This is a genomic window from Pseudomonas sp. AP42 (genome assembly GCF_001728935.1).
GTDB classification, from domain to species: Bacteria; Pseudomonadota; Gammaproteobacteria; order Pseudomonadales; family Pseudomonadaceae; genus Aquipseudomonas; species Aquipseudomonas lactis.
Genome location: NZ_LYSO01000081.1, coordinates 1 through 14,161, shown reverse-complemented (window position 1 = coordinate 14,161; position 14,161 = coordinate 1). Strand labels below are relative to the sequence as shown.

Below are 14,161 nucleotides of genomic sequence, written 5' to 3'. Positions count from 1 at the left end.
TCTTCGCGAGCAAGCTCGCTCCTACAAATAGGATTGCGGTGGTCAGAGGATATTGGAGTAATCCGCCTCGATCCGGTCCAGGCTCAAGTGGTTGAGGAAGTTGGAGAAGCACATCCAGGCCGCCAGCGCGTTCATGTCGCGAAACTGCTCCGGCAAATACTTGGGCGGCACCACCAGGCCTTCGTCGACCAATTGGCGCAGGGTACGCATGTCTTCAAGGGTGGTCTTGCCGCAGAACAGCAGCGGCACCTGTTCCAGCTTGCCTTTGCGTACGGCGAGCTGAATGTAGTTGTAGACCATGATAAAGCCCTTGAGGTAGGACAAATCCTTGGTAAATGGCAGACCGGTGGGCACCGAACCACGGAAAACCCGGCTGGCATTCCCATAGCTTTCGGCCATTTCAAAGCCTTGCTCGCGGAAGAACTCGAACACCTGCAGGAAGTCGGCCCCCTCCTCCACCATATGGATGGCGCGTGTCCGGTTGGTGAGTTTGCGCAAGCGGCTGGGGTAGGAGGCAAACGTGATGATTTCCATCAGGATCGCCAGGCCTTCCTGGGTAACGGTGGACGACGGCGGGCCCTTGGACAGGAACGTGCAGATCGGCTGGTTCTGGCCGTTGAGGGTGGTGCCCACATGCACCAGGCCTTCATGCACTTCGAGGGCGCGCACGTCGCGGTCGTTGAACATCGCGTCGGCGCGGATCTTGATATAGTCGGCGCCCGCCGCCGCATCGGCGACGATGCCGTCGGACTCGAATACCCGGATGGTTTCTTCCGCCTCGCCAAACACCTTGTTCAGGCGGGTTTGCAGCAGGCTGACCGCATCTTTGGCGGTGAGGGTCTTGGCTTCGTCCTTGAGGTCACCCCGACCGTCGATGTTGTTCAGGTAGTCGGAGAGCATCAGGCCAAGGTCGGCCAGGGTCGGGTCGCCGGCGTGGAACGCATCGGAGGCGGCGCCGTACAGCTCCTGGGAAATCAGGCCGAAGTCCTCGGTGCCGCGCGCTTCAAGCATGCGCACCACCATGCGGTATTCGCGGCACATGCGCCGCATGATCTGCCCCACCGGACTGAATTGACCAAGGCGACGGGTGATGTCGCGCTCGATGTTCTGGAACTCCAGCTTCACCGCACTGGAATCGAACGACAGCGGCCGGTTCAGGTAGTAATCACGGTCTACGGCAGGCATCGCCTTGCCTTTGGCCTTGAGGAATCCCTGGCGAATGTTCTCGTCCCATTTCACCGCATCGAGAACGCGGATCGGTGTTTGCGCCAGCACAATGCGATCGGACAAGGTGCGTATCGTCTGCTGGTAATCGTCCACCCGGTGCTTCCTCTTTAAACGTTGAACGGTATCAGGCTTTCATCGAACGCTGTCAGACCGAGGCCAATACCAGGTGCATGTAGCGCTTGAGGATTTCAAGCATCTCTTCCCCGGTCAGAGGCTCTGCGCCGCCCAACAGGCCCTGATATTCCATCCGACTGATGATAGCCGTCAACACCTTGGCATCCTGCTGCGGCTCACGGGAACCCAATACCTGGAAAAACTGCCCGGTGCCTTGCAACAGGATCTGTTGATGGGAGCGTACCAGTTCGGCCAGGCGTGGGTTGAGCAGGGCTTCCTGGCGAAAGGCCTGTTCGGCCATCAGGTATTCGCGCCGGTTGGTCAGTTGGCGCAGCACATAGTCGGCGGTCAGGCGTGCGATGTCATCGGCCAGTTGCGAGCGCGACTCCGGGCTGCCGTCGCCATAGGCGACCATTTCGCGTAACAGGCCCTCGTTACGTACCCACAGCTTGCCCATGAATGCGGCGCTGCGTTCCACGTACTGGGCGAAGGTGTCGGTGAGCAGGTCGTCGATGTCTTTGAAGTAATAGGTGGTGGCCGACAGCGGTACCCCCGCCTCTGCCGCCACTGCCCGGTGACGCACGGCCCGCACGCCATCGCGCACGACGATACGCATGGCCGCATCGAGAATGTCTTGCCGGCGTTGCTCGCTGCCCCGCCGACTGGCCTTGCGGCCCTGGTACTGAACGCTTTCAGCCACGGCAGCAGCAATGCCGGCGGCACCTTCTTGAGCCATTACGCGGTTCACCACACACATCCTTGAATAGAACAAAACCTGGCGCTGTTTGCTTGACACTCGTACAGGCCACATAAAAAAGCCGCCTTATAAAAGGCGGCTTCGGATTTCGCTACGGTTACGCTTGTGGCCGCATGTGCGGGAACAGGATCACATCGCGGATCGACGGCGAGTTGGTCAACAACATCACCAGACGGTCGATGCCGATGCCTTCACCGGCAGTGGGCGGCATGCCGTATTCCAGGGCCCGTACGAAGTCGGCATCGTAGTGCATGGCTTCGTCGTCACCGGCGTCCTTGTCGGCCACCTGGGCCATGAAACGCTCGGCCTGGTCTTCCGCGTCGTTAAGCTCGGAATAGGCGTTGGCGATTTCGCGGCCACCGATGAACAGCTCGAAACGGTCGGTGACGTTCGGGTTGTCGTCGTTGCGACGGGCCAGTGGCGACACTTCGAACGGGTACTGGGTGATGAAGTGCGGCTGTTCCAGCTTGTGCTCCACCAGCTCTTCGAAAATCATCACCTGCAGCTTGCCCAGGCCTTCGAAGCCCAGCACCTTGGCGCCGGCTTTCTTGGCAATGGCACGGGCCTTGTCGATGTCGTTGAGGTCGTCAGCGGTCAGCTCGGGGTTGTACTTGAGGATCGAGTCGAACACCGACAGGCGCACGAATGGCTCGCCGAAGTGGAACACCTTGTCGCCGTACGGCACGTCGGTGCTGCCCAGCACCAGCTGTGCCAGCTCGCGGAACAGCTCTTCGGTCAGGTCCATGTTGTCTTCGTAGTCGGCGTAGGCCTGGTAGAACTCCAACATGGTGAATTCTGGGTTGTGACGGGTCGAGACGCCTTCGTTGCGGAAGTTGCGGTTGATCTCGAACACTTTCTCGAAGCCGCCAACCACCAGGCGCTTGAGGTACAGCTCCGGCGCGATACGCAGGAACATTTCCATGTCCAGCGCGTTGTGGTGGGTTTCGAACGGCTTGGCTGCGGCACCACCCGGGATGGTCTGCAGCATCGGGGTTTCGACTTCCAGAAAGTCACGCTGCATCAGGAAGCTGCGGATGTGGGCAATGACTTGCGAGCGCACGCGGAAGGTCTGGCGCACGTCTTCGTTGACGATCAGGTCAACGTAGCGCTGGCGATAGCGCTGTTCGGTGTCGGTCAGGCCGTGGTGCTTGTCTGGCAGCGGGCGCAGGGACTTGGTCAGCAGGCGCACGTTGGTCATCTCGACGTACAGGTCGCCCTTGCCGGAACGGGCCAGGGTGCCTTCGGCGGCGATGATGTCGCCCATGTCCCAGGTCTTCACCGAGGCCAGGGTTTCTTCGGACAGGGTCTTGCGGTTGACGTAGACCTGGATGCGACCGGTCATGTCCTGGATCACCATGAACGAGCCACGGTTGAGCATGATGCGACCTGCCACCTTGACCGGGATCGCAGCCTCTGCCAGTTCTTCCTTGGTCTTGTCCGCGTATTGCTTCTGCAAGGCATCGCAGTAGTTGTCGCGGCGGAAGTCGTTGGGGAAGGCGTTACCCTTGGCGCGCTCGGCAGCAAGCTTTTCCTTGCGCAGGGCGATCAGGGAGTTTTCTTCCTGTTGCAGGGCTTGCGGGTCGAGTTGTTGGTCGCTCATGTCTTTAAATATTCCATCAGGTTCGTTGTCCCCAGCCTTCGGCGGGGGATCGCGGGCAAGCCCGCTCCCACAGAGGGTGTTAGAGGCCGGATTTCAGGCTGGCTTCCAGGTATTCGTCGATATCACCGTCGAGTACCTTGTCGCAGTCGCTGCGTTCGATGTTAGTGCGCAGATCCTTGATCCGCGAGGCATCGAGCACGTACGAACGGATCTGGTGACCCCAGCCGATATCCGACTTGGTGTCTTCCAGCGCCTGGGAAGCGGCGTTGCGCTTCTGCATTTCCTGCTCGTACAACTTGGCCCGCAGCATTTTCATGGCGGTGTCCTTGTTGGCGTGCTGGGAACGTTCGTTCTGGCAGCTGACCACGGTGTTGGTCGGTACGTGGGTAATACGTACGGCCGAGTCAGTGGTGTTTACGTGCTGGCCACCGGCACCGGAGGAACGGTAGGTGTCGATTCGCAGGTCGGCCGGGTTGATCTCGATTTCCACCTTGTCGTCGATCTCTGGCGAGACGAACACCGCAGAGAATGAGGTGTGGCGACGGTTGCCGGAGTCGAACGGGCTCTTGCGCACCAGGCGGTGCACGCCGATCTCGGTGCGCAGCCAGCCAAAGGCGTATTCGCCCTTGATGTGCACGGTCGCGCCCTTGATACCGGCCACTTCACCGGCGGACAGTTCCATGATGGTCGCGTCGAAACCGCGTTTGTCGGCCCAGCGCAGGTACATGCGCAGCAGGATGTTGGCCCAGTCCTGGGCCTCGGTGCCGCCGGAACCGGCCTGGATATCCAGGTAGGCGTTGTTCGGGTCCATTTCATGGCTGAACATGCGGCGGAATTCAAGCTTGGCGAGGTTTTCCTCGAGACGGGCCAGCTCGGCGACGACATCGCCCACTGCGCCTTCGTCGTTTTCTTCGACGGCCATGTCCAGCAGGTCGCGGCAATCACCCAGGCCGGTGTTCAGTTCGTCGAGGGTATCGACGATCTGTGCCAGCGCAGCGCGCTCGCGCCCCAGTTCCTGGGCGTATTCAGGTTTGTTCCAGACACTCGGATCTTCAAGCTCGCGATTGACCTCGGTCAGACGCTCATGCTTTTGATCGTAGTCAAAGATACCCCCGAATAGTTTCGGAGCGCTCGGACAGGTCCTTGATGGTGTTAAGGATCGGGTTGATTTCCATGGCGGGCAGCACTCGTTGGCGAACTTTTGAAAGCCGGCGAGTATAACGGCAAACGGCTGGAAACGGCAGCCCGCTTGGCCGAAAAGGCGGGGGTTTGTACACGATCCCAAGACCGATGAAGATTGAAATGTGGGAGCGGGCTTGCTCGCGAAAGCGCGATACCAGTCACTAAATGCGTTGACTGACCCACCGCATTCGCGAGCAAGCCCGCTCCCACAGGGGATCTGCGCTTAACTGACGGGCATTAAGGCTTGCCCCTTCCACATTGGGGGTTGGGCGGCGCTGGGGATTACTCGATGCCCACCTGATTACGCCCATTGTTCTTGGCCGTGTACAAGCCCTTGTCCGCCGCCATGATCAACTGCCGACAGTCCGTGCCCTGAGCCGGCGTCAACGTCGACAGCCCAATACTGATGGTCAGGCTGGCACCTTCCGCCGGGGCGATGTGCGGGATTTTCAACGCCGCCACCGCCATGCGTAGTTTTTCCGCGACCAGGCGTGCGCCGCCCGGCGAGGTGCTGGGCAGGACCAGCGCGAACTCTTCGCCGCCGTAGCGCGCCGGCAAATCCGAAGGGCGGCTGCTGGCTTCACGGATGGTGTTGGCGACTTTGCGCAAGGCTTCGTCGCCCTCGACGTGGCCGAAGCTGTCGTTGAAGGTCTTGAAGAAGTCCACGTCGATCATCAGCAGCGACAGTTGGGTCTGGTCGCGCATGGCGCGGCGCCATTCCAGCTCCAGGTATTCGTCGAAGTGGCGGCGGTTGGAGAGCCCGGTCAGGCCGTCGGAGTTCATCAGACGTTGCAGCACCAGGTTGGTGTCCAACAACTGTTGCTGGCTGACGCGCAACGCGCGGTAGGCCGCGTCGCGCTGCAACAGGGTCATGTAGGAGCGCGAGTGATAGCGGATGCGCGCCACCAACTCGATGTTGTCCGGCAGCTTGACCAGGTAATCGTTGGCCCCGGCCGCAAAGGCCGCGCTCTTGATCAGCGGGTCTTCCTTGGTGGACAGCACGATGATGGGGATATTCGCGGTGGCCGGGTGATTGCGGTATTCACGCACCAGGGTCAGGCCGTCCAGGCCCGGCATCACCAGGTCTTGCAGGATCACCGTGGGCTTGATGCGGATCGCCTGGGCAATGGCCTGGTGCGGGTCGGCACAAAAGTGGAAGTCGATGTTCTCTTCATGGGCCAGGCCACGCCGCACGGCTTCACCGATCATGGCCTGGTCGTCGACCAGCAACACCATGGCGGCGTTTTCGTCGGTCTTGAAGTCGTCGAGCTGTAAATCATTCATGTGCAGTCACCTGAATTACTACCTGCAAGCCAGCACGGCGGGAGATTTTTGTTCATTTTGCAAAGACCTCCAGCAATCGGGGCGCAATTCTATCCAGTGGGCGAATTTCAACAGCAGCGTCAATCGCCGCCGCCGCTTTGGGCATGCCATACACCGCCGAGCTCTGTTGGTCCTGGGCGATGGTCAAATATCCTTGTTCGCGCATCAGCTTGAGGCCTTGGGCGCCGTCGCGCCCCATGCCGGTGAGCAAGACGCCGACGGCGTCACCGTTCCAGTGGCTGGCGACGCTTTCGAAAAACACGTCGATCGACGGCCGGTAAATCTCGTTCACCGGCTCTGCGGTATAGGCTAGCGTGCCATTTTTCAACAAGCGAATATGATGGTTGGTGCCGGCCAGCAATACCACGCCGGGTTGAGGCGGCTCGCCTTCACAGGCCAGGCGCACCGGCAGACCTGAAGCGCTGCTCAACCACTCGGCCATGCCGGCGGCAAACACCTGGTCCACGTGCTGCACCAGCACGATGGCGGCGGGAAAATCCCGGGGCAAGCCCTTGAGCAGGGCTTCCAGGGCCGCCGGCCCACCGGCCGAAGATCCAATGGCGACCAGCCGTTGACGCTTGCCGGTGACCCGCTGCGGCGGGGTTTCGGCACGCACTCGGGTACCACGCTGGCCGATCAGCCAGCCAATATTAAGGATCTTGCGCAACAGCGGCGCCGCCGCATCCTTGGGGTTGCCCACGCCCAGTGCCGGGGTGTCCACCACATCCAGGGCGCCGTGGCCCATGGCTTCGAACACACGGCTGACGTTGGCCTGGCGGTCGACGGTGACGATCACGATCGGGCATGGCGTGTCGGCCATGATCTGCCGGGTAGCTTCCACGCCGTCCATCACCGGCATGATCAAATCCATCAGGATCAGGTCCGGGGTCAGCTCGGCACAACGTTGCACCGCTTCCAGGCCATTGCTGGCCACCCACACCACTTCATGGGCGGGCTCGTAACTCAAGGCACGACGCAAGGCTTCCACCGCCAGAGGCATGTCATTGACGATCGCAATCCTCATGCCCGGGCGCCTCCAATCAGTTCAACCACGGCGTCGAGCAAGGCGTCGTCATGGAAACTGGCTTTGGCTAAATAATAGTCGGCCCCGGCGTCGAGGCCACGGCGGCGGTCTTCTTCACGATCCTTGTAAGAAACCACCATCACCGGCAACGATTGCAGGCGACTGTCACGGCGCAAAAGTGTGACCAATTCAATACCGTCCATGCGAGGCATATCAATATCCGTGATAAGCAAGTCGAAGTCCTCGGAGCGCAATGCGTTCCAGCCATCCATGCCATCGACCGCAACGGCAACTTCATAACCACGGTTGAGTAACAATTTGCGTTGCAGCTCACGTACCGTCAGTGAGTCGTCCACCACCAGCACGCGTTTGCGCGGCGCTTCGGTGGCCTGCTGGCTGCGCCGGGCGATGCGCTCCAGGCGGCCGGTGTTGAGCAATTTATCCACCGAGCGCAGCATGTCTTCGACGTCGACGATCAACACCACCGAGCCGTCATCGAGCAAGGCCCCGGCGGAAATGTCCTGGACCTTGCCCAGGCGATCATCCAGCGGCAACACCACCAAGGTGCGCTCGCCAATAAAACGCTCCACGGCAATCCCGTACACGGCATCGCGTTCGCGGATCACCACCACTTTCAAGGTATCTGACGGGGTCTGCCCCGGCGGGCGCTGCAGCAACTGGCTAGCGGCAACCAGGCCGACGTGCCGGCCCTCATGCCAGAAGTGCTGGCGGCCTTCCAACTGCACGATGTCGTCGGGGGCCAGGTCGCACATGCGTTCGATATGCGCCAGGGGGAAGGCATAGGCTTCTTCGCCGACTTCTACCACCAGGCTGCGCACCACCGACAAGGTCAACGGCACCTCCAGATGGAAGCGGCTGCCCTGCCCTGCTGTCTGTTCCAGCACCACCGCGCCGCGCAACTGGCGAACCATATGCTGCACCGCGTCCAGGCCCACACCGCGCCCGGACACTTCGGTGACCTTGTCGCGCAGGCTGAACCCCGGCAGGAACAGGAACGTGAGCAGCTCTTCTTCGCTCAGGCGCAAGGCCGTTTCCACCGGCGACAGGTGCCGGTCGACGATAGTGCCGCGCAGGCGCTCGAGGTCGACACCGTTGCCGTCATCGCTCAGCTCCAGCACCAGCAGCCCGGCCTGATGGGACGCGCGCAGGCGAATCAAGCCTTCCGCCGGCTTGCCCGCCAGCACGCGCTGCTCAGGGGTTTCGATGCCGTGGTCGACCGCATTGCGCAATAAATGGGTGAGCGGCGCTTCGAGCTTTTCCAGTACGTCACGGTCGACCTGGGTCTTTTCGCCCTCAATCTCCAGGCGCACCTGCTTGCCCAGGCTACGACCGAGGTCACGCACCATGCGCACCTGCCCGGCCAGCACGTCGGCAAACGGCCGCATGCGGCAGGCCAAGGCGGTGTCGTAGAGCACCTGGGCACGCTGGCCGGCCTGCCAACCGAACTCATCCAGCTCGGCGTTTTTTTCCGCCAGCAGGGCCTGGGCTTCACTCAGCAGGCGACGGGTATCGGCCAGGGCTTCCTGGGCTTCCAGGTTCAGATCCAGGGATTTGAGCTGGCCATCCAGGGCGTCGAGGGCACGCAAGCTGTTGCTCTGAATGCGCTTGAGCCGCTGCAGGCTGGCCAGGTACGGCTTGAGCCGCTGGGTTTCCACCAGGGATTTGCTGGACAAGTCCAACAGGCTGTTCAAGCGCTCGGCTGTGACCCGCAGCACACGCTCGCCGCCTTCGGTCATGCGCTTGTTCTGGCGCGGGGCTTCGCTACTGACCGCTGGCGCGGGCTCCAGCTCAGGCTCCAGCAGCAACGCGTCAACCGGCGGCGCGCTGATGGGCTCGGGTTTTGGCACCGGCGTGGCAATCGGCTGCGAGGGGTCGAGCAAGCGCTCCATCAGCGCTACGTACGCTTCGATATCCGCCGGCCCCACATCGTTGCCCGGGGTGGCGATACGCATCAGCAGGTCGGTGCCTTGCAGCAACGCGTCGATATGTTCAGGTTGCAGGTACAGGCGGCCCTCCTGGGCGCTGACCAGGCAATCTTCCATTACATGGGCCACGCTGACCCCGGCATCCACGCCGACAATCCGCGCCGCCCCTTTAAGTGAATGCGCGGCGCGCATGCAGGCTTCGAGCTGGTCGGCCTGGGTCGGGTTGCGCTCCAGCGCCAGCAGGCCCGCGCTCAACACCTGGGTCTGCGCGTCCGCTTCCAGGCTGAACAGTTCCAACAGCGAGGCATCGCGCATCTGGTCGGGGGTCATGCGAGGCTCCGGGTCACGGCGGACAACAATTGCGCTTCGTCCAGCCAACGCAGGCTGCGGCCTTTCCACTGCAACACGCCTTGGGTGTAGCGGGCGCTGGCCTGGGTGCCGGACACCGACGCGGCCTGCAGGGTGCGCTCATCGATGGCGTGGATGCCGTCTACTTCATCCACCGGCACCACGACCGGGCCGTCCTGGGCAGCGATGATCAGCATGCGCGGCATGATCCGCCCGCCGCTGGCGCCGGTACTGGTGCTGTCCAGGCCCAACAGTTCCACCAGTGACAGGCATGCCACCAGCGCCCCGCGTACATTGGCCACGCCCAGCAGCGCCCGGGAGCGCTGGTGCGGCAGCGAGTGGATCGGCTGCAACGGTGCCACTTCCACCAGGCAGCGGGTGGCGATACCGAGCCATTCTTCGCCGAGGCGGAACATCAACAGCGAACGGGTGACCACCTCGTTATCCGCTTCGGCAGTTGCCTGCGCGTGATGGTCGTCCTGTTGCAGCGCGTAGCGGTCAAGCAGGCGCGTGGCAGCGGCGGAATACACCGAGCAATTGCGGCAGTGGATGTGCTCAGCCAACAACGGGCAGGACTTGTCGCCATGGATACCGATGCGGTTCCAACAGTCGTCAATGGCTTGGGTGTCAGTCAGCGTCAGGTCCAGGCCTGCGGTGTCGAGCACGTCAGGGCTACTCATCGTTTGGACTCACTGTCAGCTCGCTCGCTACGGGCGGCGCGTGCCTGAAGACGACGCGCGCCGGCACTGTCGCCCTGGGACTCGAGCAACGCGGCCAGGTGCATCAGGGCCTGGGGATGCTGCGGTTCCAGATACAGGGCTTTTCGGTAATACCCCTGGGCCTCCAGGGCACTGCCAGCCACATCGCTGAGCAGCCCCAGCCAATAAAACACCTGGGCGGCCGGTGGGTGGCTGCTCAAATACCGCTCGCAGGCCGCACGGGCCTCGGCACTTTTGCCCTCGTTGGCCAGGGTTGAGATCTGGCTGAGCAAATCCCCGGCATCGGTAGGCACCCCTTTGACCGGCGGCACGTGGGGGCTGACCGTGCTGAACGGCCGCGGCTTGAGCGGTATGGGCGCCGCCCTGCGCTGCGGTAGCGGCGCGGGCGTCGGTTTGACCACAGGTGCTGGCGGCGGGGTCGGTTCTACATGCCGACTGAAAGCGAAGGACTGCGGCACGCCGATGGAGCGCATACCGTGGCGCCCCAGCAGGCTGCCCTCGGCTGGGCCGATAAACAGCACGCCGTCCACGTGAGTCAACGCCTTGAGCACATCAAACACTTGTTTCTGGGTCGGCTGGTCGAAGTAGATCAGCAGGTTGCGGCAGAACACAAAGTCGTAGGTTGGCTCGTTCGCCAGCAGTGCCGGGTCCAGCAAGTTGCCGACTTGCAGGCGCACTTGTTCGCGCACTCGGTCGGCGATGTGGTAACTGCCTGCGTCTTCAGTGAAGTGGCGGTCGCGAAACTCAAGGTCGGCGCCGCGAAACGAGTTCTTGCCGTACACGCCCCGCCGCGCGCGCTCCACCGACAGTGGGCTGACATCCATGCCCTGCACTTTGAACTGGTGGGGCGCCAAACCCGCATCGAGCAAGGCCATGGCAATCGAATAGGGCTCTTCGCCGGTCGAACACGGCAGGCTGAGAATGCGCAGGGCGCGCATCTGGTTAATCTCGGCCAGGCGCACCTGGGCCAGTCGGGCCAGGGTGGCAAAGGATTCGGGATAGCGGAAAAACCAGGTCTCGGGGACGATCACCGCTTCGATCAGCGCTTGCTGCTCGTCATGGGAGGTTTGCAGGTGCTGCCAGTAAGCCTGCGCCGACGGCGACTGGGACGACTGGCAGCGCTGGCGCACCGCGCGTTCGATGATCGCCTCGCCCACCGAAGCGACGTCCAGGCCGATGCGTTCTTTCAAGAACGCGAAAAACCGCGGGTCATTGCTCATAGGCTCAACTCGGCACAGAACAACAAGGCGCGCACTGGCGCGGTCAACAGATCCGCGACGCCAATCCACTGCATCAAGCCTTGGGCATCCTCGCGCACCGGCCCCAGGTACGGCGCCTGCTGGTTGTCCAGGCCATAGGGCTGGAACTCGGCGGGGTCGCAACGCAGGGTGTCGGTGGCCTGTTCCAGGATCAGCCCCAGCCAACGCGCCTCACTCCAGGGCTGCGGTTGGTAATTGACCAGCACCAGGCGCGTACTGGTGCGCGCCTGGGCCGAAGTGCCGAAGGTCAGCGCGCTCAAGTCGATGACCGGCACCAGCACCCCACGATGGGCGAAGATACCCGCCACCCATAAGGGCGCTTGGGCGATGGGTTTAAGCGCCAGGCGCGGCAGCACCTCGGCCACTTCGGTGGCCTTGAGGGCAAAACGTTCGTTGCCGATGCGAAACACCAGGAACAACGCCTTTTTCGCTGCCGGGACGGCACCGCGTTTAGCCGCGAGCTCGCTCATCAGACTTTGAAACGCGAGACGCCGCTGCGCAGACCGACCGCAACCTGGCTCAGTTCATCAATGGCAAAGCTGGCCTGGCGCAGGGATTCGACGGTCTGGCTGCTGGCATCGCCCAATTGCACCAGCGCGTGGTTGATCTGCTCGGCGCCGGTGGCCTGGGCCTGCATGCCTTCGTTGACCATCAACACCCGCGGCGCCAGGGCCTGTACCTGATGGATGATCTGCGACAGTTGCTCGCCCACTTGTTGCACCTCAGACATGCCACGGCGCACCTCCTCGGAAAACTTGTCCATGCCCATCACCCCCGCCGACACCGCCGACTGGATCTCGCGCACCATCTGTTCGATGTCGTAGGTCGCCACGGCGGTCTGATCGGCCAGGCGACGCACTTCGGTGGCAACCACGGCAAAGCCGCGCCCGTATTCACCGGCTTTCTCTGCCTCGATGGCCGCGTTGAGGGACAACAGGTTGGTCTGGTCGGCCACCTTGACGATGGTCACTACCACCTGGTTGATGTTGCCGGCCTTCTCATTGAGGATCGCCAGCTTGGCGTTGACCAGGTCGGCGGCGCCCATCACCGAGTGCATGGTTTCTTCCATGCGGGCCAGGCCCTGCTGGCCGGAACCTGCTGCCACCGAGGCCTGGTCGGCGGCGGTGGACACTTCGGTCATGGTGCGGACCAAGTCCTTGGACGTGGCGGCGATTTCGCGGGATGTGGCGCCGATTTCGGTGGTCGTCGCCGCGGTTTCTGTCGCGGTTGCCTGTTGCTGCTTGGAGGTCGCGGCAATCTCGGTGACCGAGGTAGTGACCTGTACCGATGAGCGCTGCGCCTGGGACACCAGTGCAGTCAGCTCGGTCATCATGTCGTTGAAGCCGGTTTCGACTGCGTTGAATTCGTCCTTGCGCTCCAGGTTCAGGCGCTTGCTCAGGTCGCCGGTGCGCATGACTTCAAGGATTTGAACGATGCGCTGCATGGGCGCCATGATCGCGCGCATCAGCAACAGGCCGCACAGCGCGGCGGCGAGAATTGCCAGCAGCAGCGAGACGCCCATGCTGATCTTCGCGGCCGCTACCGCATCATCGATGGCGGCGGTGGCGTTGTCGGCGACCTGTTTGTTCTCGTTGATAATGTCATTGAGCTTCATGCGGCCTGCGGTCCAGGCGGGGGTCAGTTGCTCGTTGAACAACCTCAGCGCTTCGGCTGAATTGTTGCTCTGATGTGCTTCCAGGACCTGAGCGAGAATCCGATTGTAGTTCTGATGCAGTTTTTCGAAGGCATCGAACTCGGTGCGATCCTGATCGATATTGATCGTCGCCGCATAGCTACCCATGTGCTGTTCGAGCCGTGCTTCGAAAGACTTGTAGTCCTGCTTGTCAACCTCGGAAATGCCCTGGTTCTTGTGGATACCGACCAGTTCCTGGGTTTGCAGGTAGCTGTCGACCCAGGCGCTGCGAATCATCGAGCTGAAAAACACCCCCGGCACTGCATCGTCTCGGACTGAGTTTTCGCTGACTTCGATTTTCAGCAGGCGTGAATACGAGACTACGACCATCAGCAGCATGATCGCGATAATTACCGCAAAGCTCGCCAAAATCCTTTGGCGCAGGGTCCAGTTCTTCACAGTAATTCCTCGAGGGCCGTTCAAATGGAGGGGAGTATAGCTGAGCGGCTGCGCGCTTTTATCAAGGCTTTTGATGTGCAGTGCACAGAATGCAGATGTGCTCGCGTTGGCCACAGCTATCTACACAATTTTGGTACGGCGCTGGACCTGTGGCGAGGGAGCTTGCTCCCGTGACGGCCTGATAGCCGACGCCTATTCACCTGCCCCCCCACAATCCCAGACACCCCGCGATCCAACTGTGGGAGCGGGCTTGCTCGCGAAGGAGGCCTCCCAGCCTACGGTTATCTACCTGACGCCCCGCGACCCAACTGTGGGAGCTGGCTTGCCTGCGAAGGCGGCCTAACAGCCTACGGCTATCTACCTGACTCCCCGCGACCCAACTGTGGGAGCTGGCTTGCCTGCGAAGGCGGCCTAACAGCCTACGGCTATCTACCTGACTCCCCGCGACCCAACTGTGGGAGCTGGCTTGCCTGCGAAGGCGGCCTAACAGTCAACACAGCTGGATTGTGTACATATCCATTCCTGCGGTAACGGCTACTTAGGGTTCCGCTCTGACAGCGGCTCACTTTT

The 14,161-nt window shown here is 62.0% G+C and carries 11 protein-coding genes; all 11 read right to left on the bottom strand.

What is annotated here, in order from left to right; all coding sequences use genetic code 11:
• Positions 1-42: 42 nt before the first annotated feature.
• Positions 43-1,320 (bottom strand): flavohemoglobin expression-modulating QEGLA motif protein, encoded by a 1,278-nt coding sequence (locus A7K61_RS22295; RefSeq protein WP_014717201.1) that lies wholly within the window; start codon positions 1,318-1,320, stop codon positions 43-45.
• A gap of 52 nt (positions 1,321-1,372) precedes the next feature.
• Positions 1,373-2,089, bottom strand: a complete 717-nt coding sequence (locus A7K61_RS22290) for a TetR/AcrR family transcriptional regulator (protein WP_078467916.1) — start codon at positions 2,087-2,089, stop codon at positions 1,373-1,375.
• A 106-nt stretch (positions 2,090-2,195) separates the two neighbouring features.
• Positions 2,196-3,698 (bottom strand): lysine--tRNA ligase, encoded by a 1,503-nt coding sequence (lysS, locus tag A7K61_RS22285; protein ID WP_003189082.1) that lies wholly within the window; start codon positions 3,696-3,698, stop codon positions 2,196-2,198.
• 79 nt (positions 3,699-3,777) lie between these two features.
• A protein-coding gene (prfB, locus tag A7K61_RS22280) for a peptide chain release factor 2 (RefSeq protein WP_096001736.1) occupies positions 3,778-4,873 on the bottom strand; the annotation gives its coding sequence in 2 pieces (ribosomal slippage) (positions 3,778-4,800 and positions 4,802-4,873; 1,095 coding nt in all).
• A gap of 289 nt (positions 4,874-5,162) precedes the next feature.
• Positions 5,163-6,164, bottom strand: coding sequence for a PleD family two-component system response regulator (locus tag A7K61_RS22270; RefSeq protein WP_044272245.1), 1,002 nt, complete (start codon positions 6,162-6,164; stop codon positions 5,163-5,165).
• Positions 6,165-6,216: 52 nt separating this feature from the next.
• Positions 6,217-7,227 carry a chemotaxis response regulator protein-glutamate methylesterase gene (locus tag A7K61_RS22265; protein WP_047712720.1) on the bottom strand — a complete coding sequence of 337 codons (1,011 nt, stop codon included), beginning with the start codon at positions 7,225-7,227 and terminating at the stop codon, positions 6,217-6,219.
• Positions 7,224-9,503, bottom strand: a complete 2,280-nt coding sequence (locus A7K61_RS22260; protein ID WP_069558392.1) for a hybrid sensor histidine kinase/response regulator — start codon at positions 9,501-9,503, stop codon at positions 7,224-7,226. Before A7K61_RS22260 ends, A7K61_RS22265 begins: the two co-directional genes overlap by 4 nt.
• Positions 9,500-10,201, bottom strand: a complete 702-nt coding sequence (locus A7K61_RS22255; protein WP_044272240.1) for a chemotaxis protein CheW — start codon at positions 10,199-10,201, stop codon at positions 9,500-9,502. Before A7K61_RS22255 ends, A7K61_RS22260 begins: the two co-directional genes overlap by 4 nt.
• Positions 10,198-11,460, bottom strand: a complete 1,263-nt coding sequence (locus tag A7K61_RS22250; protein WP_069558391.1) for a protein-glutamate O-methyltransferase CheR — start codon at positions 11,458-11,460, stop codon at positions 10,198-10,200. The genes A7K61_RS22255 and A7K61_RS22250 overlap by 4 nt, the downstream gene beginning before the upstream one ends.
• Entirely contained in the window at positions 11,457-11,969 is a 513-nt protein-coding gene (locus A7K61_RS22245; protein ID WP_003189072.1) for a chemotaxis protein CheW, read from the bottom strand. The genes A7K61_RS22250 and A7K61_RS22245 overlap by 4 nt, the downstream gene beginning before the upstream one ends.
• Positions 11,969-13,591 (bottom strand): methyl-accepting chemotaxis protein, encoded by a 1,623-nt coding sequence (locus A7K61_RS22240; protein WP_044272237.1) that lies wholly within the window; start codon positions 13,589-13,591, stop codon positions 11,969-11,971. Before A7K61_RS22240 ends, A7K61_RS22245 begins: the two co-directional genes overlap by 1 nt.
• Positions 13,592-14,161: the final 570 nt, after the last annotated feature.

Bases quoted from the DNA above. Each gene is read 5' to 3' on its own strand.
- lysS (WP_003189082.1), bottom strand. From the start codon at position 3,698: ATGAGCGACCAACAACTCGACCCGCAAGCCCTGCAACAGGAAGAAAAC.
- A7K61_RS22245 (WP_003189072.1), bottom strand. From the start codon at position 11,969: ATGAGCGAGCTCGCGGCTAAACGCGGTGCCGTCCCGGCAGCGAAAAAG.
- A7K61_RS22260 (WP_069558392.1), bottom strand. From the start codon at position 9,503: ATGACCCCCGACCAGATGCGCGATGCCTCGCTGTTGGAACTGTTCAGC.
- A7K61_RS22250 (WP_069558391.1), bottom strand. From the start codon at position 11,460: ATGAGCAATGACCCGCGGTTTTTCGCGTTCTTGAAAGAACGCATCGGC.
- A7K61_RS22255 (WP_044272240.1), bottom strand. From the start codon at position 10,201: ATGAGTAGCCCTGACGTGCTCGACACCGCAGGCCTGGACCTGACGCTG.
- A7K61_RS22270 (WP_044272245.1), bottom strand. From the start codon at position 6,164: ATGAATGATTTACAGCTCGACGACTTCAAGACCGACGAAAACGCCGCC.
- A7K61_RS22265 (WP_047712720.1), bottom strand. From the start codon at position 7,227: ATGAGGATTGCGATCGTCAATGACATGCCTCTGGCGGTGGAAGCCTTG.